This window comes from Nonomuraea sp. CA-141351 (assembly GCF_050944675.1).
Classification (GTDB): Bacteria; Actinomycetota; Actinomycetes; order Streptosporangiales; family Streptosporangiaceae; genus Nonomuraea.
The window spans coordinates 5498585-5524004 of the sequence record NZ_CP191982.1; the positions used below are offsets into that span (position 1 = coordinate 5498585).

Here is a 25420-nt window from a genome sequence, read left to right on the forward strand (position 1 = left end):
GTTTCGAGTTGGTTTCATCTTGGTTTATACCCGTTTCCGTTGGGTGGTCAAGGGCTGGTAGGTATAGGCGGATGCGAATCATGCCCCTGGCCGCCGCGGCGGCAGCCGTACCCCTCGTCGTCGGGCTCGCCACGCCGGCCCAGGCCACGCCGAGGGTGCCCGCGGGCACGACGGCCTCGTGGCTGGTGTTCGACCGGCAGGCGGGCAAGTTCGTGGCCACGCGTAACGCGCACAGGAAGTTCCGGTCGGCCTCGGTCGTCAAGATCCTCATCGCGATCGACTACCTGGAGCGGCGGAAAAGCGTGCCCGCCGCCGACGCCAAGCTCCTGAAGGTCATGCTGCGGTCGAGCGACGACGACGCGGCCTCGACGTTCTGGGACCGCGACGGCAAGGGGCAGATCATCGTGCGCATGGCACGCAAGCTCGGCCTGTCCGACACCGCGCCGCCGCCCGCCTCGAAGCCCGGGTTCTGGGGTTATACCTCGCTGAGCGCGTACGACATCGTGCGGACCTACCGCTACCTGCTCGACAGGGCCGACGCCAGGGTCAGGGACACGATCCTGGGCCACCTGCGGCAGTCCACGCCGTGCGGGACCGACGGCTTCGACCAGACGTTCGGCATCCCCGACGCGGTGCCGCGGCCGTGGGCGGTCAAGCAGGGCTGGTCGGGGTTCGGCACGACACCGCCCACGCGGTGCTCCGACGCCCGGGCCGCCGGGGCGCCCATCTCGTGGATCTCCCAGCGGGCCACCGGCTCGGGCGTGCCCGACTACGGCCGCCCGGTGCTGCACACGACGGGGCTGGTGGGCAAGAACGAGCGGTACGTGATGGCGGTGCTGACGGCACACCCGGCGGGCGGCACGTGGAGCGCCTCGGTCAAGCGCATCACCACGCTGACGGGCGAGCTGTACCGGAGCATCTCCTGATTCAAGGGGATCCTTCGCCGCATATGCCACAGGCGACCGGAGGCCGGCGCATCGCCTGGGGCGAGCTGCCTGCCGAGGTGAGGACGTCGATCGAGAAGCTGCTCGGAAGCAAGGTGATCAGCGCGATCAGCCAGCCGGGCGGCTTCTCCGAGGGCGTGGCCGCCCGGCTGCGCCTGGCCGATGGCAGCCGCGCGTTCGTCAAGGCGGCGAGTTCACTCGTGGCACCTGGGGTGGCGCAGTTCCACCGCCGGGAGATCGAGGTTTCCCGGGGGCTGCCCGACGGGGTGCCGGCGCCCCGGTTGCTCGACGCCTATGACGACGGCACGTGGGTGGCCCTGGTGTTCGAGGACATCGAGGGACGGCTGCCGGCCCAGCCGTGGGAGCGTGACGAGTTCGACCGCGTGCTCGCGGCCACGACCAGGTTGGCGCAGGTGCTGACCCCGTCGCCGATCGACCCGGCCACGTTGGGCCGGCCCCGGCTCGGCGGGTGGCTCGCACTGGCGGACGAGGGCGGTGCCGGACGGCTTGCCTCGTTGTCGCGGTGGGCGGGTGATCATCTCGATGAACTGGTCGCGCTCGAGGAGGCGGCTGCTTCGTCTCTTACGGGCGAGACGCTCCTGCACGGAGATCTCTATCCGTTCAACATCATGCTCACACCGGATCGCGTTTTCGTCATCGACTGGCCCCACGCATGGGTCGGGGCCCCGCATGGCGATGTGCTCACACTCCTCTCGAGCGCCTCGCTGAGCGGGCTGGACCCGCAGGCGTTCGCCGAAGAACAACCGCTGACTCGCGACCTCGGCCCGGAACCGATCAACGTCTTCCTCGCCATGCACGCCGGCTTCCTTTTGCGGCTGGCGGCCGACGCCGGACCGGGCGTCGATCGCCATCTGGTCGACATGGCCACCGCGTTGGGCAAGGCATCGCTGCACTGGCTCCGGCAGCGGCTGCAGGCCGTCAGAAAAACGTGAACATGCGCGCGCCCGGCTCGAGCGCCACGGGCGGGCCCGCGTAACGGTGTACGCCGACGCCGAACCCTTCTCCCTCCCCCTCCACCTGCACCCGCTCGAACCCGCCGCCCTCGAACCAGCCGCAGATCCGCGGCACCAGGTCGGGCTCGCGCCGGTGCCTGGTCCAGATCACGGTGGCGTCCGGGGCGCAGAGCCGCGGCAGCAGGCCAACCGTGCGCCGGATGTCGTCTTCGCTCACGTTCCCGAACACGCCGCACGCCAGCACCAGGTCCGCGGGCACCGCGTCGGCATACGCGTCGAGCAGCGCCGCGTCCGCCCGTACCACCTCGACACCCGGAGGGGCGGCACGCCTTGCGGCGGCGGCGTTGTGCTCGTCCAGCTCCACGAGCCGGGCCCGCACCTGGTCGCGCCTGGGGTGGGCGGCGAGCACCGGCAGCAGGTCGCGGCCCTGGCCCGCGCACAGGCTCACCACGCGCACGGCCCCGGAGTCGAGCGCGGCGGCGATCCACTTCTGCACGACGCGCAGCCGCCGTTCCAGGGACGAGCCCGGCACATCGTACGCGTCATGCCATCTCGCCCAGTCCATATCACCCATGATCGTGGTAGTGGTACAGGGGTGGCGGATCAAGCAAGCGCGCTGGGCCGGGTGCTGAGGCAGGCCGGCGGGCAGGAAATCCTCGACGTCCTGGCGGAGCGCCTGTCCGGCGCCGATCTCACCACGCTGCTGCTGGAGGTGACGCGCCGGCGGGCGGGCGCGCTGGCCCCGGCCGACGTGCTGCGCCGCTACGGGCACGACCGGTTCGTCGCCCCGGCGCGTGTCCCGTTCCGGCGGCTGCGGCGCGCGGAGGACGCCGTGCTGTCTGCGATGCCCGAAAGCGTCGAGCTGATCACGCTCGCCCCGGTGACCCCGCTCGGCACCCACTCGGCCGTGGGGCCGGTGGACCAGAACAAGGTGGTCTCCACCATCAGGAACAGCGAGGTCGCCGCCGACCCGACCAATGCCCTCGCCCTGGAGGCGGCGCTGCGCCGCCGCGCCTCACCCGACGTCGTACGGCTGGCCACCCTGCAACGCGTCGTACGCGCCCAGCACTTCGAGGGCGCCGCCCACTACGCCCACTTCACCCTGTTCGCCCTGGTCACCGCCGGGCGGGACACCGGCGACCTGGCGTTCGAACGGCAGCACACGGCCGAGCACCTGGCCATCCTGGCCGACGCCGTACGCGCCTGCGGGGTGAAGGCCCCCGAGGCCCGGGTCACGGTCCTGGACGAACGCTTCGACCGTGTGGCGGCCGGATTGGACGCCGTCCCCGACCCGGGCCGGGAGAGCGGGCGCGGCTACTACACCGGGCTGTGCTACAAGATCCACGCGGACGGGGTGGAGGTGGGCGACGGCGGGTTCGTCGACTGGACGGCCCGCCTGCTCGGCAACCGCAAGGAGCGCCTGCTGATCAGCGCCCTGGGCATCGACCGCCTGGCTACGTGATCCGCGCCTGGGCCTCCTGCTCCAGGCGCACCTTCTTCGGCACGCACATCCGCCACGCCTCCAGCACCAGCTCACGCATCTCCGGCACGTCGATGGCGGCCACGCGCGCCACCACCCAGTTGAAGCGCATGTCGGACTCCCTCGGCATGAGGAACTTGTCCGGCTCGGCCGCCACCAGCGCCGCGCGCTCCTCCTTCGGGAACCCGAAGCCCATCAGCGTCTCGTCATGCGAGAACGCCACATAGACGATCTTGCCTACGCGGAACTTCACCCGGTCCCGGATGAGGTGCTCGGACGAGCGCGGGAGCGTGCGCGCGAACTGCCGTACATCGTCGACTGAGATCACGCGGCAAACGTTACTGGTTGCCCTCCGCGGCGGAAATGTCGGCGAGCGCCGAGTTGGGGTCGCGTTCGAGGGCCAGGTCGCCGAGGCTGACGATGCCGACCGCGCGGCCGTCCTCGACGACCGGCAGGCGCCGCACGGCGTGCGACCGCATGAGCCTGACCGCCTGGTCGATGGTGGTGTCGGGATCGATGGCCTCGACGTACGGGCTGCACGCCTCGCGTACCGGCGTCTGGGGGGACTTCTCGGCGGCGACCACGCGCACGGTGATGTCGCGGTCGGTGATGATGCCCTGCATGCGCCCGTTGTCGTTGACGATCACGGCGCCCGCGTCGTTGTCGCGCATCAGCGCGGCCGCGACGGATACCGGCTGGTCGGCCTCGACCGTCGCGGGGTGAGACGTCATCACATCTGCCACAGATTTCGCCATGGAATCCTCCTGCTCGATCGGTCCAGCCGGCCCCCTACCCGAGCAGGTGCCCGATTCACGGCTCTTTGTCGTGTCTCTGCGTTCGGCTAGAGGGTCTTGGCCGCCAGCCGGATCTCGTCGAGCAGGACGGCCAGGTCGCGCTCGGTGGTGTCGGGGTGGAGGAAGCAGGCCCGCAGCGCGTCGCGGCCGCCCAGCCGGGTGCCGGTGATGAACGCGTTGCCGCGCGCCTGCACCGCGCCCGGGATGGCCCGGTTGACGGCGTCCAGCCGATCGTGCGGTCCTGGCAGGTGGCGGAACGCGGTGATCGAGGTGGTGACCGGGGCGAGCAGCTCGAAGTCGTCCGCCTCCTCGACCATGGCGGCGAGCGTACGGGCCAGCCCCGCCGTGTGGTTCACCAGCCGCGTGACGCCGGACCGGCCCAGGTGGGACAGCGTGGCCCAGGTCTTGAGTGCGCGGAACGGGCGGGTCTGCTCTGGTCCGTACTCGGAGAACCACCCCAGATCGCCCGCGTTGTCGTCGATCAGGTACGACGGCACCAGGCTGAACGCGGCCCGAGCCGCCCCCGGGTCGCGCAGCAGCGCGCAGCCGCAGCCCACCGGGACGCCGAGCCACTTGTGCGGGTCCAGGGCCAGCGAGTCGGCCCGGTCGAGGCCCGCGTAGTGCGGCGCCGCGCCGTCGGCCAGCACGCCGAGCGCGCCGTACGCGCCGTCCACGTGGAACCAGAGGCCGTGCTCGGCCGCCACGTCGGCGATCTCGCCGAGGGGGTCCACCGCGCCGGAGTTGACGGTGCCCGCGCTGCCCGCCACGCAGAACGGCCGCAGGCCTCTCTCGAGGTCCTCTTTGATCATGGTGCGGAGGGCGCCCACGTCCATCCGGTACGCGCCGTCCACGGGGACCGTGTGGACCTGCCGCGCTCCCAGGCCGAGGAGCTGGGCGGCCTTTTGCAGGCAGCTGTGGCCCTCCTCGGTGACGTACATGACCATGGGCGGCCGTCCGGACAGGCCCTCCTCGCGGGCGTCCCAGCCGTCGGCGAGCGCCGCCTGCTGCCGGGCGGTGGCCAGGCAGATCACGGTGGCCATGGACGCGCCGCTGGTCAGCAGCCCGCCACCGGGCAGGTGCGGGAACCCGGCCAGCTCGGCCAGCCACCGCACCACCGCGCGCTCCAGGTGCGGGCCCGCGTGGTCGCCCCCGGCGCAGCTCGGGTTCAGGGCGGCGGCCAGCGGCTCGACGAGCACGCCCGCGGGGTTGGGCGGGGAGTTCACCCAGCCGAAGAAGCGGGGGTGGCCGTTGCCCATCGGGTACGGCAGCACGCGCGTACGGGCGTCTTCGAGCAGCTCGTCGAGTGCCCGCCCGCGCTCGGGCAGCTCCTGGCCGCTCAGCCAGGCCCGCTCGTCGTCCGGAACGGGCCGCCACACGGGCCGCTCGCCGAGACCCGCCAGGTGCTCGGCCGCGATCGCCGCCGCCGCGGCCCCGGCTTCGCGCAGGTCGCGCCCTGCCACGTCGGCCACGCGAGTGTCGTGCGCGGTCGATCCGGAGGGGCGCCGGTCCTGGGTGGTCGTGTCGGTGGGGTGGAGGTCAGCCATCGGGCGATTCCTTCCAGGATTCGTGCTGTCCGGCGCCGCCCAGCTCCATCGCGAGGTAGTAGACGCAGTCGGCGGCGCCGTCGTTGGCGAAGGCGTGACGGCAGTCGCCCGGGTAGTAGACCGAGTCACCGGCCCCCAGCTCGTACGGCCTGCCGTTGATCGTCAGCCGCAGCCTGCCGCGCTCGACCGCGAGATACTCCCGCGACCCCGGCGCGTGCGGCGCGAACTCGCCCGCGTCCACGCCGGGCCCGATGGTCGTCCGCATGAACTCGAACTCCACGTCCGCCAGCACCGGCGACAACACCCGCCGCTCCCAGCCCGACGGGTCGCGCAGCACCCGCTGCTCCTCGAGGCGCAGCACCCGCATGGCTGAGTGCGCGGGCTCGTCGAGCAGCCGGCCGATCGACGTGCCGAGCGCCGTGGCCAGCCGGTCGAGCACCAGCACCGTGGGCGTCTTGGCGCCCCGCTCGACCTCCGAGATCATGCTCCGGCTGATGCCGCTCAGCGCGGCCAGCCGCTCGACGGTCAGCCCGCGCGCCCGCCGCTCCGTGCGGATCCGCAGCCCCAGCTCGGCCATCGACAGGCCGCTCGACAGGACCCCTTCGCCTTCCATGTCTCCACTATAGCGGCGTTTTGTCCGCAATAGCGGAATGTGTCTCCTTGTACGCAGCCAGCACCTGCTTGCGGCGTTTAGCCGGAAGGCGGTCGATGTACAGGTAGCCGTCGAGGTGATCGGTCTCGTGCTGGAGGCAGCGGGCCAGCAGCCCAGTGCCGTGGACGGTGACGGGCTCCCCGTCGGCGTCGAACCCGTGCACGGTGGCGTGGTCGGCCCGGGGGAGCGGCGCGTACTGGCCGGGCACCGACAGGCAGCCCTCGTCGCCCGGGTCGAGGCGGCGCTCGCCCACGCCTGGGAGCTCCAGCGTGGGGTTGACGACGACGCCCTTGTGGTGCTGTTCATCCGCGTCCGGGCAGTCGTAGACGAACACGCGCAGCGGCACGCCGATCTGGTTGGCGGCCAGGCCCACGCCCTCCGCCGCGTACATGCTCGCGAACATGTCGTCCACCAGCGCCTTCAGCTCGCCGTCGAACCGGGTGACCGGCTCGCACGGGTGATGCAGCACCGGATCGCCCACGTGCACGATCGGCCGGACCTCTCCCACGACCAACGCCTTTCTCTGGAATTGCGAACGTTGCGCGACAAGTTTATGGGCTCCATGCGCATGTCTCATCATTCAAGACATTTCTTCTTGAATGATGAGATTGCGCTACTGTGATCGGCATCGGAGCGAAACGAAGGAGTTTGGCGATGGACGCCGTCTACACGCATGGCCACCATGAATCAGTGCTGCGCTCGCACCGCTGGCGCACCGCCGAGAACTCGGCCGCGTACCTGTTGCCCCACCTCAAGCCGCACATGAAGGTGCTGGACGTGGGCAGCGGCCCTGGCACGATCAGCGCCGACCTGGCAGGGCTGGTCGGGCACCTGACGGCGTCCGAGGTGACCGAGGAGGCGCTCGACCTGGCCAGGGCCGAGGTGAGCGCCAGGGGAGTGGACAACGTGGACTTCGCCGTCGCGGACGTGCACGCGCTGGACTTCCCCGATGACACGTTCTGCGTGGTCCACGCGCACCAGGTGCTGCAGCACGTGGGCGACCCGGTGCGAGCGCTGCGGGAGATGCGCAGGGTGACCAAGCCCACCGGATACGTCGCGGTACGCGACAGCGACTACTCCGCGTTCACGTGGTATCCGCTGCTGCCGGAGCTGGAGGAGTGGCTGGCGCTGTACAAGAAGGTCGCGCGGGGCAACGGCGGCGAGCCGGACGCGGGGCGGCGGCTGCTGTCGTGGGCCAGGGCGGCGGGCTTCACCGACGTGACCGCCACCTCCTCCACCTGGTGCTTCGCCACGCCCGATGACCGGGCCTGGTGGGGCGGGATGTGGGCGGAGCGGATCCTGCGCTCGTCCATGGCCGAGCAGGCCCTGGCCGGCGGGGCCGCCACGGAGGCCGATCTGCGGCGGATCTCGGAGGGCTGGCTGAAGTGGGCGGAGGCCGAGGACGGCTGGCTGTCCATCCTGCACGGCGAGATCCTCTGCCGTGCCTGACGAGCCTTCACCGCGGGCGGGTCACAGGCCGAGCGTGTGGGCGCGCTGCCACTGCGGGTCGCGGTAGAGGACCATGTCGGTGCCGATCATCTCGTCGGGCGCCGACAGCATGGTGATCTCGCCCGAGTCCTGCAGCTCCAGCAGCAGGTCTCGGACCCGCGGCCCGACCGGCAGCCGTCCCGCGGGCAGCCCCAGCCCGGCCCGCACCAAGTCGGCGATCTCCGACAGGTGGAACGGCCCCTCGAACCTCGCCACGATCCCGCGCACGACGGCCATCGTGACGACCTGCTCGGCCTCGGCGTACGCGAGCTGCCAGGTGATCTGCTCCTTGCGGCGCCCGGTGGCCGCGCACGCAGTGCAGCCGTGCGTCAGCCCGGGCGCCACCTCCTCCTGGGTGGATCCGAGGCAGACCGAGCACAGCCCGTTCTCGGCGGCGTGCAGCTCGGCCGTCATCCGCCCGGCCAGCACGGCGCCGCACTCGCAGGCGAACGCGTCACCCAGGATGCCGGTCTGCGGGAAGATCGAATGCGTCGTCACCGGGCCGACTCTACAGAACCTCTAGCCGCGCATGTCCGCCAGCCCGTGCAGCCGGCGCAGGGCCTTGCGGGCCGCGGCGGCGACCCGGTCATCGGGGTGGTGGTCGATGAACACCCGCAGCACCTGCCCCGTCCACGGATGCTCCCCGAACGCCAGGATCGCGATCGTCCCCGCCTGCTCGTCGGCGTTCATGCCCATGGCGATCGACTCGATCACCTCGCCCGTCTCGTCCCCGAACTCCAGCAGCGCCGCCGCCATGTCCACCAGCACCCAGGCGATCTCGTCCGGCGCGGGCTGCCGGTCCTCGCGCCCCGTTCTGGCGGCGATCACCGCCCCCAGCTTGGGCTCCTCCAGCCGGCCCGACAGCGCCAGGCGACCGGACTCGCCGAGGCTCGACGACAGCAGCTCCACGCCGACCGCCCGGCTCAGCGGGCTGACCGTGCCGAGCACCGAGGCGATCTCGGCCGCGGCCTTCTCCGTGTCCCGGCCCTTGAGCCACCCCGCCAGCTCCTCGCCGCGCTCCGACTCCGGATAGGAGCGCAGGCCGTGCAGCAGCGCCGCGGCGTCGGCGTCCGCGAGCGACCCCATGACGGGGACGTCCTGCCCGGTGGTCTCCGCGATGATCAGCCGCGCCGTCCACAGGCCGAGCCAGCTCAGCGAGTACGGCTCCGCCTGCCGTACCAGGCCCAGACCGGTCAGCTCCTCGGGCACCTTGCCAGGGTGCGGCTCGCGCGACAGGAACATCCTGATGAGCTCCAGCAGCAGCCCCTCGTCGGTGGCCAGCAGTTCGCGGCAGCGCTCCGCCCAGAAGGCCAGCACCTCCGCGTCGGAGCCTTCCGGCTTCAGCTCCTCGGCCAGGGGAGCGGCGCGTACGGCCGCCGCGAGCGTGGCCTCCTCGGGCAGCCGGACCGGAGGCTGCAGGGGCAGCGTGTCGTCGTTGTAGGACCTCACGAGCCCATCCTGTCGCGATATTTCCGCTACAGTGACCCCAGAGACCGAAAAGTCGGAAGAAAGGAGGCGCTGAGATGTTCGGCAATGGTGTGGGCGCTCACTGCGCCCGCTTCTGCTTCTCGGAGGAATCGTGCTTTTTCGCACCGCGGTCGAGGATGATCTAGACCGCCTGCTCGGGTGTGTCGTCGACGAGTCCATCAGCTGGGCACATCCCGATCGGCTGCTCTCGTACCTGGAGAGCGGCAACTACCGCTTCGACCGCATCTGGCTCGCCGTCGCCGACGACGGCGAGATCCTGGCCCGCGCCGTCTGGTGGGGCTTCCCCGACGGCGGCAGGCCGCTCGCGCTCGACTGCGTCTACGTGCATCCCTCGGTGAGCGACCGCGTGGGCCTCGCCGCCGAACTGCTGCGCCACGCCCACGACGCGTACGGGCAGGCGCCCGAGTACCACGTGTTCGTCACCGGCGGCTGGCGTGACCACCCGAAGACCTCGGCGGCCATCGCCTGGCGCTGGGAGGCCGCGGGCCGCGCCGGTCTGACCGAGGAGCTGGAACGGCTCCGCTACGAGTGGACGGAAGGTCCCGTGCCGGAGCCGTCGGACCGGCTCGTCTTCCGGGGCGAGGAGGACGACGAGGTGTTCGTGGAGGCGTTCCGGCGGGTGGCCGCAGGGACGCTCGACTTCCACACCCGCCAGGCCCTGGTCACGATGGATCCCGTGGCGCAGGCCCGCGAGGACGTCCAGGCCCTCACGTCCATGCCGGGCGACCGGTCGTGGTGGCGGCTGGCGTACGACAAGAGCGGGGACCTCGCCGGGGTCGCCGTCCCGTCGGCCAACGGCGGCGGCCCCGTGGTCGGCTACCTCGGCGTGGTGCCCGAGCACCGCGGCCGCGGGTACGTCGACGACCTGCTCGGCGAGATCACCCGCTGCCACGCCGAGCGCGGCGTGCAGCGGATCGTGGCGGACACCGACTCCGGCAACGTCCCGATGGCCAGGGCGTTCGAACGGGCCGGGTACCACAACTTCGCCATCAGGCTCGTCCTGTCGGCGAATCCCGTGAACACGTGATGCGCGCGGGCCGTCGTGTGCGCCGTGGTCGATCTCATGACATGAGACATTGAGAAGCTCGACCTCGGCGCCTGCCTGGCGAGGATCGGGCACGACGGCCCGCGCGAGCCGGTGTACGAGACGCGGCTCCGAGCGCGTCCCTTCTGCCCACCAGCGTCACGTCATGGATTCTCCACGCCCCAGCCGTGGAGCCGCACCCGCACCACCAGGTCGTGCAGCGCCGCCTCGGCGGTCGCCCGTTCGGGCAGCCCGGAGGAGTCACGGGCCTCCTCCAGCGCGGCCGTCATCCGTTCCACGTCCGCCTCCAGCCCGGGCGCGGAAGGCGCAGGGCCGTGCTCGGCCTCCTGCTTGGCGGCGACCAGCTCGGGCAGGTACGCGGGCCCGTACCCGTACAGGCGCGTCAGATCGGCCTCCAGCTCGCCGCTGCGCATGAGGTGCGTGCCCGTGGCCAGCACGCGGAAGGTGTAGAGCAGCGGTTTCAACTCCCGGGTCTTGGTGAACAGCCGCCACTGCGTACGGGCGAATCCCAGGTAGTGGTGGGCGTGGTGGTGCGTCAGGCAGCCGGGGGCGAGCGCCGTCAGCTCCGCGTGCACCGGCGAGGAGGACACGACCAGCGGCGAGAGCAGCTGCTCCAGCACGTAGCCGTTGCGGCCCAGCAGCAGCCGGCAGAACTTGGCCAGGTCGTGCGTGACGAGATCCACCTCCACGCCGTCGCGCGTCCACATCCGCTCCACGGTCTCCGGCCCGTGCCGCAGGCCCGCGACCTCCTCGACCGGCAGCACGTGCACACCCCGCAGGTCCACGTCCGAGTCCACCGAGGGGAACCCGTACAGGTGCGCGCCGCTCACCGTCGCGAACGCCAGCGGGTACGGCTGTTCTCCGGCCACCTCCGCCAGCCACTCCGGCAGGCCCGTGGTGTCCACGTTCACAGGAACTCCTTGCGCACGCCGACCAGGAAGTCCTCCACCCGCTCGCGGTCCGGCCGGTCGGGCAGCACGCAAGGCGCCGCCGTCAGCTCAGCGGACAGGGAGGCCCGCCAGGCGTCCACCTCCGCCCACGGCACCTCGCCGCGCTTGACGGCCAGCAGCCGCTCCCTGTACGGCCCGACCTGGACCAGCGGCTCCCCGTGCCGCACCAGGTGCAGACCGCTGAGCAGCAGCCGCATCATGTGCATGGCCTGCTTCCACTTGGGCGCGGCCGGGTCGAGGCGGCGGAACTGGTCCTCGGCGTACCCGGCGAACGAGCGCTGCGCCCGCGCCGACACGAACGCCCCGCGCAGGTCGCGCAGCCGCCGCCCGGCAGGCGTGATCACCTCCACGATGGGGGACCACAGACATTCCAGGATCGTCGGGTTGGCGTCGAGCCCGAGGGCGCAGAAGCGCTCGACCTCCCACGAGAACTGCTCGGGCAGCGGCCCGTCCCGGTGCGTGGGCGGCTTGTCCAGCCGCCAGAACGCGGCCGTCGGCGCCACGAACACCCCTCGCCGGTCGGTGTCCGAGTCGTCCGTCTCGAGCCCGTACGCCCTCGACCCCATGACAACGGAAAGGATCAAGTCATCGCTCATCCCAATATCTTGCGTGATGGGGGCGGGGGCTGGTCTGATCGACAAGTGGGCGCTTATGACGAGGCTTACCGGCGGAGCATCGAGGACCCCGGAGCGTTCTGGGCGGAGGCGGCGCGCGGGATCGACTGGGACGTGGCCCCGGCCACCGTCACCGCGGACGGCCGGTGGTTCCCCGACGGGCGGCTCAACACGTGTCACAACGCGGTGGACCGGCACGTCGCGGCCGGCCGCGGCGACCAGGCGGCGCTGATCTACGACAGCCCCGTGACCGGCACCACGGAGACGTTCAGCTATGCCGAGCTGAGAGACCAGGTGGCCAGGACCGCGGGGATGCTCAGGGATCTCGGCGTGGAAAAGGGCGACACCGTGGTGATCTACATGCCCATGGTGCCGGAGGCCGTGATCGCGATGCTGGCCTGCGCCCGGCTCGGGGCGGTGCACTCGGTGGTGTTCGGCGGGTTCGCGGCCAGGGAGCTGGCGGTGCGGATCGACCACGCCAGACCCAAGGTGGTGCTCTCGGCGTCCTGCGGCATCGAGCCGTCCAGGGTGGTGGAGTACAAGCCGCTGCTGGACGCCGCGCTGGAGCAGGCCGCGCACCGGCCCGGCCGCTGCGTGATCCTCCAGCGCCCGCAGTGCGTGGCCAAGCTCGACGAGAGCCGCGACCTCGACTGGGCGCGGGCCGTACGCGACGCCGAACCGGCCGGGTGCGTGAGCGTGGCCGCCACCGACCCGCTCTACATCCTCTACACCTCCGGCACCACCGGCGCGCCCAAGGGCGTCGTGCGTGACAACGGCGGCCACGCCGTCGCGCTGCACTGGAGCATGTCCCACGTGTACGGCGCCGCCCCCGGCGAGGTCTACTGGGCCGCCTCCGACGTGGGCTGGGTGGTCGGCCACTCCTACATCGTGTACGCGCCGCTGCTGGCCGGCTGCACAACCGTGCTGTACGAGGGCAAACCGGTCGGCACCCCCGACCCGGGCGCGTTCTGGCGGGTGGTGGCCACCCACGGGGTCCGCACGCTGTTCACCGCGCCGACCGCGTTCCGGGCCATCAAAAAAGAGGACCCATCCGGAGATTTCGCCAAAAAGTGGGACTTGTCGGGACTCCGTTACCTCTTCCTCGCGGGTGAGCGCCTCGACCCCGACACCTACCACTGGGCCTCCGACCTGCTCGGCATCCCCGTCATCGACCACTGGTGGCAGACCGAGACGGGCTGGCCCATCGCCGCCAACTGCGTCGGCATCGAACCGCTGCCGCTCAAGCCGGGCTCGCCCACCAAGCCCGTCCCCGGCTGGGACGTACGCATCCTCGACCCCGACGGCAACGAGTGCCCGCCCGGCGTCGACGGCGCCGTCACCATCAAACTGCCGCTCCCGCCCGGCGCGCTGCCCACCCTCTTCCGCGACGAAGCCCGCTTCGCGCGCTCCTACCTGGCGCGCTACCCCGGCCACTACCTCACCGGCGACGGCGGCCACGTGGACGCCGACGGCTACCTCTACGTCATGGGCCGCATCGACGACGTGATCAACGTCGCCGGCCACCGCCTGTCGACCGGCTCGATGGAGGAGGTCATCGCCTCCCACCCCGACGTGGCCGAGTGCGCCGTGATCGGCGTGGCCGACGAGCTGAAGGGCCAGCTCCCCGTCGGGTTCGTGGTGCTCAAGGCAGGGGCGGAACGCGACCCGGCAGAGCTGGAGCGCGAGCTGACCGCCCTCGTACGTGAGCGCGTCGGCCCCGTCGCCGCCTTCCGCCGCGCCGTCGTGGTGTCCCGGCTGCCGAAGACACGATCGGGCAAGATCCTGCGCGCCACGATGCGGGACATCGCCGACGGCAACCCGTACACCACGCCGTCCACGATCGAGGACCCGGCCGCGCTGCCGGAGATCGAGGAGGCCGTGAAGCGAACATGACGGGCCGGTAACGTCCGCTGAAGACCCCGGCCGTACAGCGCATGATGGGACATCCCAGTCCCCGGGAGAAGGCACATGATCGAGACCCCGAGCTACGCCGACGCCCTGAGGATCCTCGGATGCAAGGACGCCAGGCTCGTCAAGGTGATCGGGTTCGCCTCGGCGGCGGCCCGCACGGGCTGGGCATTGGCCGGCGCGGGGCAGCTGGCGACCGGCCTGGCCGACATGCGCAACAGCATCGTCCTCTATGGCAAGGACGTCGTACGCCGCATGCCCGAGCTGAAGACCGGCGTCGACCGGTTCACCCGCACGCAGCGGCTGGCCGCCGCGCACGCCGTGATCGTCGTCTCCGCCTACTTCGAGGCCCTCGGTGAGGCGAAGCTGCCGTTCACGCTCGACAAGCTCGACCGCGGCGACAAGATCTCCCGCGGCGTGCCGACGCCCGAGCGCTTCGCCAGGCTGGTGGCGAGCCTGCTCCTGGAGCGGCTGCCCACGCCCGAGCCGCACCTGCCGTACGCCGAGACCCGGCTGGCCGTGGAACGTGCCTACCTGCGCATGTCCGAGGCCATGGCCGGTTACGTGGGCGGCCTGGCCGTCTGGGACGAGCTGACGGTCGACGACCAGCTCCTGCTGCCCCGCATGCTCGCCGAGGGCCCGCCCGCGCACGCGCTGCGCATCTACGACGAGGACTACCGGTCGCTGGCGCTCGACAGCCACGAGTTCGGGGTGCGCAGCCTCGTCACCGAGAAGCCGCCGCCCGCCACGGCGCTGTCGCGGGTGGCCTGGCTGCTGGCCGAGCAGGCCCCGCCCCGGGTCGGCGACCGCCCCATGATCCACCTGGCCAGGATGGCCGCCAACCTGCTCGACCGGCCGCTGCTCCTGGCCGGCAAGCTGCCCGAGGACGTCTCGCTCCCGCTGCTCGGCGAGGGCTACCTCAGCCCCCGCTTCCGGGTGGCCGAGCTGACCCGCGAGGCCGCGCCCGCGCTGCTGAACTGGTGGGATGACCAGCGGCTGCTGCCCGACGCCGAGGCGTTCCTGGTGGGCCACCTGACCTCGCTGCGCGCCACTCAGGCGCCGCTGCTCGTGCTGGGCGAGCCCGGCTCGGGCAAGACCAAGCTGACCGAGGTGCTCGCCGCCCGGCTGGCCAGGTCGGAGTTCCTGCCGATCCGGGTGGAGCTGGGCAGCGTGGCCGCGCGGGCCGACCTCACCGAGCAGATCGAGCAGGCGATCGCGGCCGTGCTGGGGGAGGAGGTGCAGTACGCCGAGCTGGTGACGGCCGCGGACGGGGCCATGCCGGTGATCCTCCTCGACGGCTTCGACGAGCTGGTGCAGGGCCGCGTCAACCGCTACGACTACCTCGAACGGGTGCAGGAGTTCCAGGCCAGGGAGGCGGAGCTGGGCCGCCCTGTGGCGGTGATCGTGACCAGCCGCACCGTGGTGGCCGACCGGATCAGGCTCCCCGAGGGGCTGCTGGGGCTGCAGCTCCAGCCGTTCGACGACGACCAGGTGCGGCAGTGGCTGGACATCTGGGACCAGGCCAACCGCGCCCTGCTCGCCCGCCGCGACCTGAAGCCCCTGCCCGCCGAGGCGGCGCTCGTCCACGGCGAGATGGCCAGGCAGCCGCTGCTCCTGCTGCTGCTCGCCCTCTACGACGCGGGCGGCAACGCGCTGCAGCACGACCACGGCCCGCTCGGCCGCGCCCGCCTGTACGAGGTGCTGCTGCGGGACTACACCGAACGCGAGACCGGCGGCGTGCGGCGGGTGGCCATCGACCAGGAGCTGGTCCTGCTCGGGACGGTGGCGCTGTCCATGCTCGCCGGCGGCCGCCAGGTCATCACCGGCGAGGCGCTCAACCGGGACCTGCCCGCCCTGTGTCATGGCGGAGAGGACGAGCCGGACGACGAGGGCCGGATCGACTGGGTCCGCAAGGCAACCGAGCGGTTCTTCTTCGTGCGCAGGAACGGCCCCAGGAACGGTTACGCGTTCCTGCACGCCACGTTCGGCGAGTTCCTGGTGGCCTGGCTGGCCATGTACGCGCTGCGCGACCTCGACAGGAGGCGCCGGCTGGCCGGGGACGAACCGCTCGCGCTGGTGCAGGCCGTGGACGACGACCTGCTGTACGCGGTCACGTCCCACTCCTGCCTGGCCGAGCGCGGCGCGACCGTGGGGTTCATCCTGGAGCTGCTGGACGAGGTGCCCTCCGCCGTGCGGGCGCGCTGCGTGGAGCTGCTGGCCGGGCTGCTGCGCAGGTCGCTGCACGAACGGCCGCGCCGCCACTTCACCGGGTTCAGGCCCGTACGCCACACGCTGGCCCGCCGCCTGGCCGCCTACTCCGCGAACCTCACCCTGCTCATCGTCTGCGCGTCAGAGGAGCCGGTCCGCGTCTCGTCGATCCTGCCCGGCCCCGACCACCTGGAGGAGTGGTCCTCCCTCAGCCACCTGTGGAAGGGGCAGCTCGGGCAGGAGGGCTGGACCGGGCTGGTCACCGCCCTGTCGGCGCACCGCGTGGTCGAGGACGGCGAGGAGGACGTGGTGCTCGGAGGGGCGGAGACCGGCGGCATGGGCGACGTCGTCGTCGCGGTCGCCACCGGCCACACGCCCCGCCACCGGCGGCTGCTTGACCTGCTGGTGCGGGCCCTGGGGGAGGGCCGCTTCCTGTCGTACCGGGACCGCCTGGCGATCCTGGAGGAGCTGGTGCGGACGGTGGCCGTGCGCTCGCCCGCCATGCACCGGGCGCTGGGCGCGATGTGGGCGGAGGACGGGGCCGACCACGCGGAGCTGCGGCCGCTCCTTCAGGCCATGCTCGCCGACCCGGCCGACCGGATGGGCACGTGGGAGCAGCTCGTCAAGGCGGGCATACCGGAGACGGCCCTCTGGGAGATCCAGGGCCTGGACTGAGCCGTTCAGGGGGCCCGTCAGGGGGAGTCGGCGTGGACGGGCAGCTCGACGGTGATCGTCAACCCGCCCTCGTCCCTGGGCGTGGCCGTGACCGTGCCGCCGTGCGCCTCGGTGATCACCCGTACGATCGACAGCCCCAGCCCGCTGCCCCGGTCGGACCGCAGCCGGTCGCCGTGCAGCCGCCGGAACGGCTCGAAGATCGTCTCGATCTCGTACGGCGGCACCTGCAGCCCCGTGTTGGCCACGACCAGCTCGACCCGGTCGGCCCGCCGCCGCGTCGTCACCCACACCTCGCCCTTCGGATGGTTGTGCCTGATGGCGTTCTCGACCAGGTTCTGCACCAGCCGCTCCACCAGCACCGCCTCGCCCGCCGTCGGAGCGGGGTCGAGCAGCCGGTGCATGGTCACCTCACGCTCGGCCGCCTCGGCCGCCGCCTGGTCCAGCACGTGCTCGGCCACGTCCGTCAGGTCGAACGGCCGCCGGTCCAGCACCGCCTGCTCGCCTTCGGCCAGCGCCAGCAGGCCGTCGATCAGGCGCTCGTGGCGGGCGTTGACCAGCAGCAGCGACTCGCCGAGCCGCTTGACGTCGTCGGTCGCGTCCGGCCGCCGCACGGCCACGTCCACCAGCGTGCGGTTGATCGTGAGCGGGGTGCGCAGCTCGTGCGAGGCGTTCGCGACGAACCTGCGCTGCCCGTCGAACGAGCGCGCGAGGCGGCCGAGCATCGTGTCGTAGCTGTCGGTCAGCTCCTTGATCTCGTCGCGTGAGCCCTCGTACCCGATGCGCTCGCTCAGGTCGTGGCTCTGGGCGATGCGGCGGGCGGTGCCGGTGACCTCCCTGAGCGGGCGGAGCACCATGCCCGCCGTCCGCCAGCCCACCGCGAAGGCGAGCCCGGTGCCGCCGAGCAGCGCGAGCCCGCCGGCGTTGCGCAGGTTGCCGAGGACACTGTTCTGGTAGGTGGTGTGCACCTTGAGGGCGAACCCCCGGGCGAGCTCGTATCCGTCTTCGAACCGCCGGCTCGACAGCCAGCCCCATTGCTCGTGCGGGAGCGTGATGGACTCGGGGGTGAACACGCTCGCCTGGTACTGCAGGCTCGTCTGGACGACGAGATAGACGGCGACCAGTGCGATCCCGGCGATCACGAAGAACACGCCCGCGCAGGCCAGCGCGAACCGCAGACGCATGCTCATGGGATGCGGTATCCCGATCCCGGCACGGTCTCGATGACCTGCGGCTCGCCGAGCTTCTTGCGCAGCTTCATCATCGTGGTGCGCACCGTGTTCGTGAACGGGTCGATGTGCTCGTCCCATACCTTCTCCAGCAGCGTCTCGGCCGAGACCACGGCGCCCTGGGCCCGCAGCAGCTCGGCCAGCACGCCGAACTCCTTGCGGGCGAGCGGCACGTACCGGCCCTCCCTGAACACCTGCCGGTGCGCCCAGTCCAGCCGCACCCCCGCCCGCTCCAGCATCGGCGGGTCGGCCCGCCTGGCCCGCCGCCCGAGCGCGTGCACCCGGGCCACCAGCTCCTCGAACGCGAACGGCTTGGGCAGGTAGTCGTCGGCCCCGAGCGACAGCCCGGCCACCCGGGACCGCACGTCGCCCGCGGCGGTCAGCATGAGCACCCGCACCAGCCAGCCCCGCTCCACCACGGCCCTGCACACCTCGTCCCCGTGCACCAGCGGCAGGTCCCGGTCGAGGATCAGCACGTCGTAGTCGTGCACTCCGAGCCGTTCCAGCGCCGCGTCCCCGTCATAGGCGACGTCGACGGCCAGTGCTTCCCCGCGTAACCCCTCGGCGATCGAGTCGGCGAGCATCTGCTCGTCCTCGGCGACCAAAACCCGCACCGCGCCCCCAAAAGATCGTTAAATGCCCGCCAGTCTGCTCTGGTCGGCATAACGCGCGCATAACCAGAAACGGTGACGTTCAGGTTATAGGTGGCGCGCTGGACTGGCCGCCCTGAAGCCGGGATCCGCCCGGCTGTCTCGGGGGAGAAGGCCATGGCGTCCACGCTCGTGGAGCCGCGCCTGGAACGTGCCGGTCTCGTGCGCGCTCATGGGCTGTTCGGGTGCGTGCTCGTGCTCGCCGCCGCGCTGCGCGTGCTGGTCATGCTGGGGTACGACACGGCGCGGCTGTACTGGTACGACTCTTTCACGTACCTGGACACGGCCGTGCACATGAGGCCGGAGGGCGCGTTCCACCCGGCGGGCTATTCGTGGTTCCTGTGGGTGCTGCGGCCCTTCCACAGCGTGGAGCTGGTCGTCGGTGTCCAGCATGCGATGGGGCTGGCCACCGGGTCGATGATCTACCTGCTGCTGCGCCGCCGGTCGTTGCCGGGCTGGGGCGCGGCGCTGGCGGCCGTGCCGGTGCTGTTGGACCCGGCGTTCGTCCGCCTGGAGCACGCCGTGCTGTCGGACTCGCAGGTCGTCTTCCTCATCGTGGCCGCGCTGCTCGTGCTGATGTGGCGGCGCGAGGCGTCCACGCCCGCCGCCCCGTGGACAGGCCCGTGGACAGGCCCGTGGACAGGCGCGGTGGCGGGCGTGCTCCTCGCGCTCGCCGGCCTGACGCGCACCGCCACCGTCCCGCTGATCGGCCTGGCCGCCCTCTACCTGCTGTCGCGGCGCGCGTGGTGGCGGCAGGCCCTCGCTCTGGCGGTGGCGGGCACGCTGCCGCTGCTCGCCTACGCCGGCTGGTACGCCCAGCACCACGGCAGGTTCGCGCTGAGCGGCTCCGACGGCGTCGCCCTGTGGGCCCGCACCATGACCTTCGCCGACTGCTCGATCATCGAGCCGCCCCCGGAGCAGGCCGCGCTCTGCCCGAACGGCACCGTCCTCGACGCCGCCTCCGAGTACGTCTGGGATCCCCGGGCCTCGCTCAACCGCCTGCCCGGCGACCGGTTCACCCACAACGACCTGGCCAGGTCGTTCGCGCTCAGGGCCATCGCCGCCCAGCCCCTGGACTACCTGCGCGAGGTCGTTCGCGACACCTCGCTCGCCTTCACCTGGGAGCCCGTCGCCCACCCGAAGCGGACTGCCCCGTCTTCGACGTTCCCGCGCGGCGCGTGGCCGCTGCCTTCGGGGCACGCCCTCATCGACCAGGTGCGGAACGAGTACGACCCGGACATCCGGGGCATGCGGTCCGTCGAGCCCTTCGCCTCGATCCTGGCCGCCTACCCGTACCCGTGGTTCCTTCACGGCACGCTCTTCGGCGTCCTGCTGCTGGCGGGCGCGGTGGGTGGGCTGGTGCGCCGCCGGCCGGTCCTGCTGCCGTGGTCGTTCGCGATGTTCCTGCTCGTGGCGCCGGTGGCCGCGCTGGACTTCGACCACCGGTACGTCCTGCCCGCGATCCCGGTCGCCTGCGTGGCCGCGGCGCCGGCCGTCCACAGGCCGCATCGCTGATCCGCTTACCCCGGTGGCTACGATCATGTTGCGTGCCGGAGAGCATCGGCGAGCGCTCCTCGCGCGTCCAAAGGGGCGGGGGCGGCTGCTGCGGTGCTGGTGGAGGCCGCTTACTCGCGTGCCTGCCGTCCTGGAAGTCCCCCCTTGGCGCGCTCTGTGATTCCGCGGCCTGACTTTCCGAGGCTGACACTTCGGCGGAATGTTACGTAATATCCGAACATCACGAGCGTTGGGGGCGCCAGGGTGCCAGGACAGAACGTGGGTGTGGTCGTCGATCCCGGAGTACCTCCGGAAGTAGCCGGACTGCTGCGTGCCAACGCCCCGCTGCTGTCCAGAATCAGGGCCGGATGGGTGCCTCCCGCCGAGGCGCGGCCGTCGCGGTCCAGGAGCCCCTCCGGCGCGGCGCTCCTGGCCGCGACTCCCGTCGTGATCGCCCTCATGGCCGTTCTTCTGGCCTCGCAGATCAGGGCAGCCGGTTTCGTGCTGCTCGGCATGTACGTCTTCATCGTCCTCATCAGGATCGCCTCCATGAACGAGGTGACGGAGGACCACCGGCCGCGCGAACGGGACGTGTACGAGCAGGCCCGCTGGTACGACGGCCGCTACCTGCTCCAGGAGGACTTCGACCAGGAGGCCAGGACCGTTCTGATGAGGGCGCAGCGCGCCATCGGGTCCGTGCTGCGCTCCCACGTCAACGCCGAGGGGCTGCTCGACGACGCCCGCAACGCCGTGATGCTGCCCGCGCAGGAGTGGGAGATCGCCCGCCTGCTCGCCAAGCTCTCGGCGCTGCGCCTGGAGCACAGGGAACTGCTGGCCAGGGGCATCGCGCCGGAGGTCGCCGCGGTGATCGAGCCGCTCGAGCGCGCGCTGGTCAACAGCGAGGCCGCCGTGGTCGCCCGGGTGGAGGCGCTGGAACGTTACGCCGCCCACGTCGCCGACGCCGAGCGCGCCTACCACGCCCGCAGCCAGATCGAGGAGCTGCGTGCCCGGCTGCCGCGCTATGAGGAGCTGCTGGCGGAGTCGGGCGCGGACTCGTTCGCCGTGCCCGAGATCGAACGGCTGGCCGAGGACGCCGACGTGCTCGAACGTACGTTACGGCGCAGCGTCCAGTCCGCCCACGAGGCGTTCCGCTATCTCGAAGGCTGACACTCGGACAGAACGGCTCATAGGATCAATAACGTGCCCGGCCGTCATGCGAAGGTGATAGTCGATCCGGCGGTGCCCGACGACGTCGCGGCTCTCTTACGTGACAACCGCAAGCTCCTCGTACGCATCCAGTCCGGCTGGGCGCCCGCGCACAAGCGCCGCCGCCCCCTGGCCGGCCTCGTGACCAGGCTGACGGCCACCGTGACGGCCGTGGTGGCAGCCGTCTACGGCCTGGCGTTCTTCGTCGCCGAACGCTACACACCCTTCGTCGTGATCATGACGGGCGCGGCCCTGCTGATCGTCAGCGTCCTGCTCAGGCCCAGGCCCGACGCCGAGGTGGAGCGCATGCACGCGCTGGAGCGCGACGTCTACGACCGCGCACGTACGCACGAGGGCCACTATGTCCTCCGCGAACAGCTCGACGAGTCCGCCAGGAGCCTCATGACCCGTGCCCAGGGGGCCATCGACCAGGTCATGTGCTCCAGCGTCAACGCGGAGGGCCTCCTGGACGGCGTGCGCAACGCCGTGATGCTGCCCGCGCAGGAATGGGAGATCGCCCGGCTCCTGGCCAAGCTGTCGGAGCTGCGAGGAGAGCACCAGGAGGTCGTCTCGGAGGGCGTCACCCCCGAGGTGGCCGCCGTCGCCGAGGCCCTCGCCCAGGCGCTCGACAGCAGCCAGCAGGCGGTGCTCGCCCGCGTCGAGGCACTGGAACGTTACGCGGGACACGTCGCCGACGCCGAGCGCGCCTATCGCGCCCGGCACCAGATCGAGCGCCTCAGCGCCAAGCTGCCCCGCTACGAGGAGCTCCTCGCCGAGTCGGGCGCCGACGGGTCGGCCGTGCCCGAGCTGAGCAGATTGTCCGACGACGCCGACCGCCTGGAGCAGGCGCTACGCGACAGCGTCAGCTCCGCGCATGAAGCTTTTCGCCACCTAAGGGGGTGACTTCCCTTAGGATCCGGATTCGTGGCGGATGTGGTAGTAGACCCCGGGGTGCCGCCGGATGACGCCCAGCTGCTCAGGGAGAGCCGCCGGGTGCTGATCAAGATGCGCAAGGGCTGGGCTCCCGAGTCGAAGCGGGCCATATCGAGCACCCATTACCGCATGATGTCGGCCTTCGGAACCGTGGTGTTCTTCGGGGTGCTGGCCGGCTTCGGATTGGTGGGCCGGGGCCTCGGACTGATGCTCGTGCTGCTCGGCATCCCCCTGATGGTCGCCCTGTTCGTCCGCGGTGACCTGCCGGGGGACGAGGAGGAGGAGTACGAGCGCGAGGTCTACGAGCACCTGCGCTGGTACGAGGGGCGCTACGTGCTCATCGACGACCTCGACGAGTCTTCCGGCCGCCTGCTCGCCCGCGCCCAGCGCGCCATCGCCACCGTCACCGAGTCCCAGGTCAACGTCGAGGGCCTGCTCGACGACGTCCGCAACTCCGTGATGCTGCCCGCGCAGGAGTGGGAGATCGCCCGCCTGCTGGCCAAGCTCTCCGCCCTGCGCGCCAAGCACAGGGAGACCGTGTCGAAGGGGGTCACGCCCGAGGTGGCGGCCGTGGCCGAGCCCCTCGCGCGGGCGCTCGACAGCAGCGAGGAGGCCGTGCTGGCCCGCGTGGAGGCGCTGGAACGGTACGCGTCCAACGTGGCCGACGCCGAGCGGGCGTACGTGGCCCACCACCAGATCGAGGAGCTGCGGGGGCGGGTGCACCAGTACGAGGAGCTGGTGGCCGAGACCGGGGCCGACGGGTTCGCCGTGCCGGAGCTGGAGCGCCTGGCGCAGGACGCGGACCGGCTCGAGCAGGCGCTGAGGCGCAGCGTCCACTCCGCCCACGAGGCCTTCCGCCACCTCGACCCCTGAGCCCCGGCCGCTGCCCCTTCGCCCGTCATCTGCCCCCGGACGGCACCCCTCGGCCGAAGTACGGCCCGCACTCGGCTCCCTCAGAAGACCTCGGCCGACGTGCGGCCCGCACTTCGGCTGGCTCCCTAGGGGTGGGTGGTGAAGGGGACGGCCCCCCAGGGAGCGAGAGCCGTCAGGTGGGGCGGGCGGTCTCCAGGAGGAGGTCGCACAGCGCGTCGGCCGCGTCGACGCGGCCGAGCTTGGCCGCCGCCTGCCCCATCGTCTGGCGCAGCTCCGGGTCGGCGAGCAGCGGCATCAGCTCGGACAGCAGCTGCTCGGCAGAGGGATTCGGCTCGAGCAGGGCCCGCGCCGCCCCCGCCGAGGCCAGGTACCCGGCGTTCTTGCGCTGCTCGTCACCACCGGTCGGGATCAGCGGGATCAGCACGGCGGGCTTGCCGATGGCCGTCAGCTCCGACACGGTCCCCGCCCCGCTGCGGGAGATCACCACGTCGGCCGCGGCGAACAGGTCGGCCAGCTCTCCGCCCACATAAGGCACCGGATGGTAGCGATCGGCCAGATCAGAAGGCAGCTCCACGGCCCGCATCTGGTCGATCCACGCGGGCCCGCACTGGTGCACGATCTGCGCGTGCCCCAGCAGCCGCGGGAGAATCTCCGCGATCAAGGTGTTGATCTGCTTGCTGCCCTGCGCGCCGCCCGTCACGTAGATCAGCGGCACCTCGAACGTCAGCCCGAACAGGTCGTACGCCGCCGCTCTGTTGCCCTGCAGCAGCTCCGGCCTGATCGGGTTGCCCGTCACCACGGCCTTGGACCGCGCCGAGGCCGGCAAATAGTCCAGCGACGACTCGTGCGACAGCGCGATCCTGGTCGCCAGCCTGGCCAGGATCCGGTTGGCCAGCCCGATCACGGTCGTCTGCTCGTGCATCACCAGCGGCCGGCGGATCAGCTTGGCCGCCACGCCGATGGGCACCGCCACGTACCCCCCAGTCGACAGCACCACATCGGGCAGGTAGCGGGCCGCGTGCCCCACCGCCTGCAGCACCCCGACCGGGATGCGGAACACGTCGGCGATGTTGGTGCCCAGCTCCTTGAGGTTCGGGCGGCGCCGCAGCTTTCCCGTCGTGATCGCCTTGAACGGGATGCCGTGCTCGGCCGTGATCCGGGCCTCCAGGCCGTTGGCCGTGCCCACCCAGAGAACGTCGTGCGGCACCTGACGTCGCTGGACGGCCGCAAGGGTGGTCAGAGCCGGATAGGTGTGACCACCGGTGCCGCCGCCGGTGATCAACAGTCGCAGGGTTCGTGACATGCGATCAGATTATTGCCGCACAGCGGAAACCCGTGTGCCCGGTCGAGGAGTCAGGCGTGTTGGAGGTGCGGGCGGCCATGCGGTAACGGTTGCAGTAGGAGTCGTGGCACATGTACGAGCCGCCGCGGATCACCTTCGCCGTGCCCTCGGCGGGACCGGCCGGGCTGTCGGCGAACGGCTCCCACTCCGTGCCCCACCAGTCGGCCGTCCACTCCCACACATTTCCGGAGACGTTGTAGAGGCCGTACCCGTTGGGCTGGAACGACTTCACCGGCACCGTCCCCTTGCTGGGCGCGGCAGGGAAGGGGCCCTGCCAGATGTTGCAGCGCTGCCGCCCCTTGGGCGCCAGCTCGTCGCCCCAGGGGTAGCGCTTGCGCTCCAGTCCGCCGCGGGCCGCCATCTCCCACTCCGCCTCCGTGGGCAGCCGCTTGCCCGCCCACGTGGCGTACGCGGTGGCGTCGTTCCAGGACACGTGCACGACGGGATGGTTCTGCCGGTCGCCCACCGACGACCCGGGGCCCTCCGGCGAGCGCCACGTGGCGCCCTCGACCCCCACCCACCAGGGCGCGCCCGGCACGGTGGCGTCCATCACCCCGCGCGCGGCGAACTGACGGAACACGAACGACCAGCCGATCCGCTCCGCCTCGGTGACGTATCCGCTCTCCTTGACGAACGTGGCGAACTGGGCATTCGTCACGCACGCCGGGTCGATCATGAACGGCTCCAGCCGGACCTCCCGCACCGGCCCCTCGCCGTCCTCGGGCCGCCCGTCCGGGTCGTCCCCGCCCATGAGGAACGTCCCACCCGGTACGCGGACCATCCCGCGCGGCGCCTCCCGCCGCACGGCGATCCCGACGGGCTGCCGGTACGGCTCCGCGGCGGCTCCGTCCCTGCTCGGGCCACAGCAAGCGCTCAAAGATCCCCCAAACGTGTCACGACACCTAGGAAGGGTAGTCCCTGAGACATGCCCA

25 protein-coding genes are annotated in these 25420 nt (G+C 71.6%); 11 read left to right on the forward strand and 14 right to left on the reverse strand.

Annotated elements, in window-relative coordinates; translation table 11 throughout:
• Positions 1–71: 71 nt before the first annotated feature.
• Positions 72–926, forward strand: coding sequence for a hypothetical protein (locus ACQPWU_RS25895; protein ID WP_433444304.1), 855 nt, complete (start codon positions 72–74; stop codon positions 924–926).
• A complete protein-coding gene (locus ACQPWU_RS25900; RefSeq protein WP_433444305.1) occupies positions 863–1897 on the forward strand; it encodes an aminoglycoside phosphotransferase family protein in 1035 nt (344 codons plus the stop codon). The genes ACQPWU_RS25895 and ACQPWU_RS25900 overlap by 64 nt, the downstream gene beginning before the upstream one ends.
• Here the strand turns inward: ACQPWU_RS25900 and ACQPWU_RS25905 are convergent.
• Entirely contained in the window at positions 1884–2483 is a 600-nt protein-coding gene (locus ACQPWU_RS25905) for an SAM-dependent methyltransferase (RefSeq protein WP_433444306.1), read from the reverse strand. The genes ACQPWU_RS25900 and ACQPWU_RS25905 overlap by 14 nt on opposite strands.
• 30 nt (positions 2484–2513) lie before the next feature.
• Between ACQPWU_RS25905 and ACQPWU_RS25910 the strand changes: the two genes are divergently transcribed.
• The gene (locus ACQPWU_RS25910; protein WP_433444307.1) at positions 2514–3380 is read left to right on the forward strand and encodes a hypothetical protein; all 867 of its coding nucleotides are present in this window, start codon (positions 2514–2516) and stop codon (positions 3378–3380) included.
• Here the strand turns inward: ACQPWU_RS25910 and ACQPWU_RS25915 are convergent.
• The 5 genes from ACQPWU_RS25915 to def all read right to left on the reverse strand — a co-directional run bounded on the left by ACQPWU_RS25915 (position 3373) and on the right by def (position 6896).
• Entirely contained in the window at positions 3373–3726 is a 354-nt protein-coding gene (locus tag ACQPWU_RS25915; RefSeq protein WP_433444308.1) for an MmcQ/YjbR family DNA-binding protein, read from the reverse strand. The two genes, ACQPWU_RS25910 and ACQPWU_RS25915, sit on opposite strands and share 8 nt — an antisense overlap.
• A 10-nt stretch (positions 3727–3736) precedes the next feature.
• Positions 3737–4153 (reverse strand): CBS domain-containing protein, encoded by a 417-nt coding sequence (locus ACQPWU_RS25920; protein ID WP_433444309.1) that lies wholly within the window; start codon positions 4151–4153, stop codon positions 3737–3739.
• Positions 4154–4239: 86 nt separating this feature from the next.
• A complete protein-coding gene (locus ACQPWU_RS25925) occupies positions 4240–5736 on the reverse strand; it encodes a pyridoxal phosphate-dependent decarboxylase family protein (protein WP_433444310.1) in 1497 nt (498 codons plus the stop codon).
• Entirely contained in the window at positions 5729–6349 is a 621-nt protein-coding gene (locus tag ACQPWU_RS25930) for a helix-turn-helix domain-containing protein (protein WP_433444311.1), read from the reverse strand. Before ACQPWU_RS25930 ends, ACQPWU_RS25925 begins: the two co-directional genes overlap by 8 nt.
• A 7-nt stretch (positions 6350–6356) precedes the next feature.
• Positions 6357–6896 carry a peptide deformylase gene (gene def, locus ACQPWU_RS25935; protein WP_433444312.1) on the reverse strand — a complete coding sequence of 180 codons (540 nt, stop codon included), beginning with the start codon at positions 6894–6896 and terminating at the stop codon, positions 6357–6359.
• Between the two features lie 146 nt (positions 6897–7042).
• On the opposite strand from def, the gene ACQPWU_RS25940 reads away from it, so the two are divergent.
• Positions 7043–7837, forward strand: coding sequence for a class I SAM-dependent methyltransferase (locus tag ACQPWU_RS25940; RefSeq protein ID WP_433444313.1), 795 nt, complete (start codon positions 7043–7045; stop codon positions 7835–7837).
• Positions 7838–7858: 21 nt separating this feature from the next.
• Here ACQPWU_RS25940 and ACQPWU_RS25945 read toward each other — a convergent pair whose 3' ends face one another.
• A complete protein-coding gene (locus ACQPWU_RS25945; protein ID WP_433444314.1) occupies positions 7859–8374 on the reverse strand; it encodes a hypothetical protein in 516 nt (171 codons plus the stop codon).
• A gap of 21 nt (positions 8375–8395) precedes the next feature.
• A complete protein-coding gene (locus ACQPWU_RS25950; protein WP_433444315.1) occupies positions 8396–9325 on the reverse strand; it encodes a hypothetical protein in 930 nt (309 codons plus the stop codon).
• A 130-nt stretch (positions 9326–9455) separates the two neighbouring features.
• Between ACQPWU_RS25950 and ACQPWU_RS25955 the strand changes: the two genes are divergently transcribed.
• A complete protein-coding gene (locus ACQPWU_RS25955) occupies positions 9456–10391 on the forward strand; it encodes a GNAT family N-acetyltransferase (RefSeq protein WP_433444316.1) in 936 nt (311 codons plus the stop codon).
• A gap of 161 nt (positions 10392–10552) precedes the next feature.
• Here ACQPWU_RS25955 and ACQPWU_RS25960 read toward each other — a convergent pair whose 3' ends face one another.
• Both ACQPWU_RS25960 and ACQPWU_RS25965 read right to left on the reverse strand, forming a co-directional pair.
• Complete coding sequence (locus ACQPWU_RS25960) at positions 10553–11320, reverse strand: nucleotidyltransferase domain-containing protein (RefSeq protein WP_433444317.1); 768 nt, start codon at positions 11318–11320, stop codon at positions 10553–10555.
• Positions 11317–11955: a nucleotidyltransferase domain-containing protein gene (locus ACQPWU_RS25965; protein WP_433444318.1), complete on the reverse strand. Its 639-nt coding sequence runs from the start codon at positions 11953–11955 to the stop codon at positions 11317–11319. The genes ACQPWU_RS25960 and ACQPWU_RS25965 overlap by 4 nt, the downstream gene beginning before the upstream one ends.
• A gap of 45 nt (positions 11956–12000) precedes the next feature.
• Here ACQPWU_RS25965 and ACQPWU_RS25970 point away from each other — a divergent pair, with 45 nt between their 5' ends.
• Positions 12001–13866 carry a propionyl-CoA synthetase gene (locus tag ACQPWU_RS25970; RefSeq protein ID WP_433444319.1) on the forward strand — a complete coding sequence of 622 codons (1866 nt, stop codon included), beginning with the start codon at positions 12001–12003 and terminating at the stop codon, positions 13864–13866.
• Between the two features lie 75 nt (positions 13867–13941).
• Entirely contained in the window at positions 13942–16764 is a 2823-nt protein-coding gene (locus ACQPWU_RS25975; RefSeq protein WP_433444320.1) for an NACHT domain-containing protein, read from the forward strand.
• 17 nt (positions 16765–16781) lie between these two features.
• Here ACQPWU_RS25975 and ACQPWU_RS25980 read toward each other — a convergent pair whose 3' ends face one another.
• Positions 16782–17951: a sensor histidine kinase gene (locus tag ACQPWU_RS25980; protein ID WP_433444321.1), complete on the reverse strand. Its 1170-nt coding sequence runs from the start codon at positions 17949–17951 to the stop codon at positions 16782–16784.
• On the reverse strand, positions 17948–18604 hold the full coding sequence (locus ACQPWU_RS25985) for a response regulator transcription factor (RefSeq protein WP_433444322.1): 657 nt from the start codon (positions 18602–18604) through the stop codon (positions 17948–17950). The genes ACQPWU_RS25980 and ACQPWU_RS25985 overlap by 4 nt, the downstream gene beginning before the upstream one ends.
• A 153-nt stretch (positions 18605–18757) precedes the next feature.
• Here ACQPWU_RS25985 and ACQPWU_RS25990 point away from each other — a divergent pair, with 153 nt between their 5' ends.
• The 4 genes from ACQPWU_RS25990 to ACQPWU_RS26005 all read left to right on the forward strand — a co-directional run bounded on the left by ACQPWU_RS25990 (position 18758) and on the right by ACQPWU_RS26005 (position 23146).
• Positions 18758–20155 (forward strand): phospholipid carrier-dependent glycosyltransferase, encoded by a 1398-nt coding sequence (locus ACQPWU_RS25990; RefSeq protein WP_433444323.1) that lies wholly within the window; start codon positions 18758–18760, stop codon positions 20153–20155.
• Between the two features lie 258 nt (positions 20156–20413).
• Positions 20414–21301 (forward strand): hypothetical protein, encoded by an 888-nt coding sequence (locus tag ACQPWU_RS25995; RefSeq protein WP_433444324.1) that lies wholly within the window; start codon positions 20414–20416, stop codon positions 21299–21301.
• Between the two features lie 33 nt (positions 21302–21334).
• Positions 21335–22243, forward strand: coding sequence for a hypothetical protein (locus tag ACQPWU_RS26000; protein ID WP_433444325.1), 909 nt, complete (start codon positions 21335–21337; stop codon positions 22241–22243).
• A gap of 21 nt (positions 22244–22264) precedes the next feature.
• Positions 22265–23146 carry a hypothetical protein gene (locus ACQPWU_RS26005; protein WP_433444326.1) on the forward strand — a complete coding sequence of 294 codons (882 nt, stop codon included), beginning with the start codon at positions 22265–22267 and terminating at the stop codon, positions 23144–23146.
• A gap of 172 nt (positions 23147–23318) precedes the next feature.
• Here ACQPWU_RS26005 and ACQPWU_RS26010 read toward each other — a convergent pair whose 3' ends face one another.
• Together ACQPWU_RS26010 and ACQPWU_RS26015 are read right to left on the reverse strand one after the other, a co-directional pair.
• Positions 23319–24449, reverse strand: coding sequence for a UDP-N-acetylglucosamine--N-acetylmuramyl-(pentapeptide) pyrophosphoryl-undecaprenol N-acetylglucosamine transferase (locus tag ACQPWU_RS26010; protein WP_433444327.1), 1131 nt, complete (start codon positions 24447–24449; stop codon positions 23319–23321).
• Between the two features lie 4 nt (positions 24450–24453).
• Complete coding sequence (locus ACQPWU_RS26015; RefSeq protein WP_433445290.1) at positions 24454–25269, reverse strand: formylglycine-generating enzyme family protein; 816 nt, start codon at positions 25267–25269, stop codon at positions 24454–24456.
• Positions 25270–25420: the final 151 nt, after the last annotated feature.

Coding starts and splice junctions, on each gene's coding strand:
- ACQPWU_RS25895 (WP_433444304.1), top strand. CDS start 72: ATGCGAATCATGCCCCTGGCCGCCGCGGCGGCAGCCGTACCCCTCGTC.
- ACQPWU_RS25905 (WP_433444306.1), bottom strand. CDS start 2,483: ATGGACTGGGCGAGATGGCATGACGCGTACGATGTGCCGGGCTCGTCC.
- ACQPWU_RS25920 (WP_433444309.1), bottom strand. CDS start 4,153: ATGGCGAAATCTGTGGCAGATGTGATGACGTCTCACCCCGCGACGGTC.
- ACQPWU_RS25925 (WP_433444310.1), bottom strand. CDS start 5,736: ATGGCTGACCTCCACCCCACCGACACGACCACCCAGGACCGGCGCCCC.
- ACQPWU_RS25930 (WP_433444311.1), bottom strand. CDS start 6,349: ATGGAAGGCGAAGGGGTCCTGTCGAGCGGCCTGTCGATGGCCGAGCTG.
- ACQPWU_RS25940 (WP_433444313.1), top strand. CDS start 7,043: ATGGACGCCGTCTACACGCATGGCCACCATGAATCAGTGCTGCGCTCG.
- ACQPWU_RS25965 (WP_433444318.1), bottom strand. CDS start 11,955: ATGAGCGATGACTTGATCCTTTCCGTTGTCATGGGGTCGAGGGCGTAC.
- ACQPWU_RS25975 (WP_433444320.1), top strand. CDS start 13,942: ATGATCGAGACCCCGAGCTACGCCGACGCCCTGAGGATCCTCGGATGC.
- ACQPWU_RS25980 (WP_433444321.1), bottom strand. CDS start 17,951: ATGAGCATGCGTCTGCGGTTCGCGCTGGCCTGCGCGGGCGTGTTCTTC.
- ACQPWU_RS25990 (WP_433444323.1), top strand. CDS start 18,758: ATGGCGTCCACGCTCGTGGAGCCGCGCCTGGAACGTGCCGGTCTCGTG.
- ACQPWU_RS26010 (WP_433444327.1), bottom strand. CDS start 24,449: ATGTCACGAACCCTGCGACTGTTGATCACCGGCGGCGGCACCGGTGGT.
- ACQPWU_RS26015 (WP_433445290.1), bottom strand. CDS start 25,269: ATGGTCCGCGTACCGGGTGGGACGTTCCTCATGGGCGGGGACGACCCG.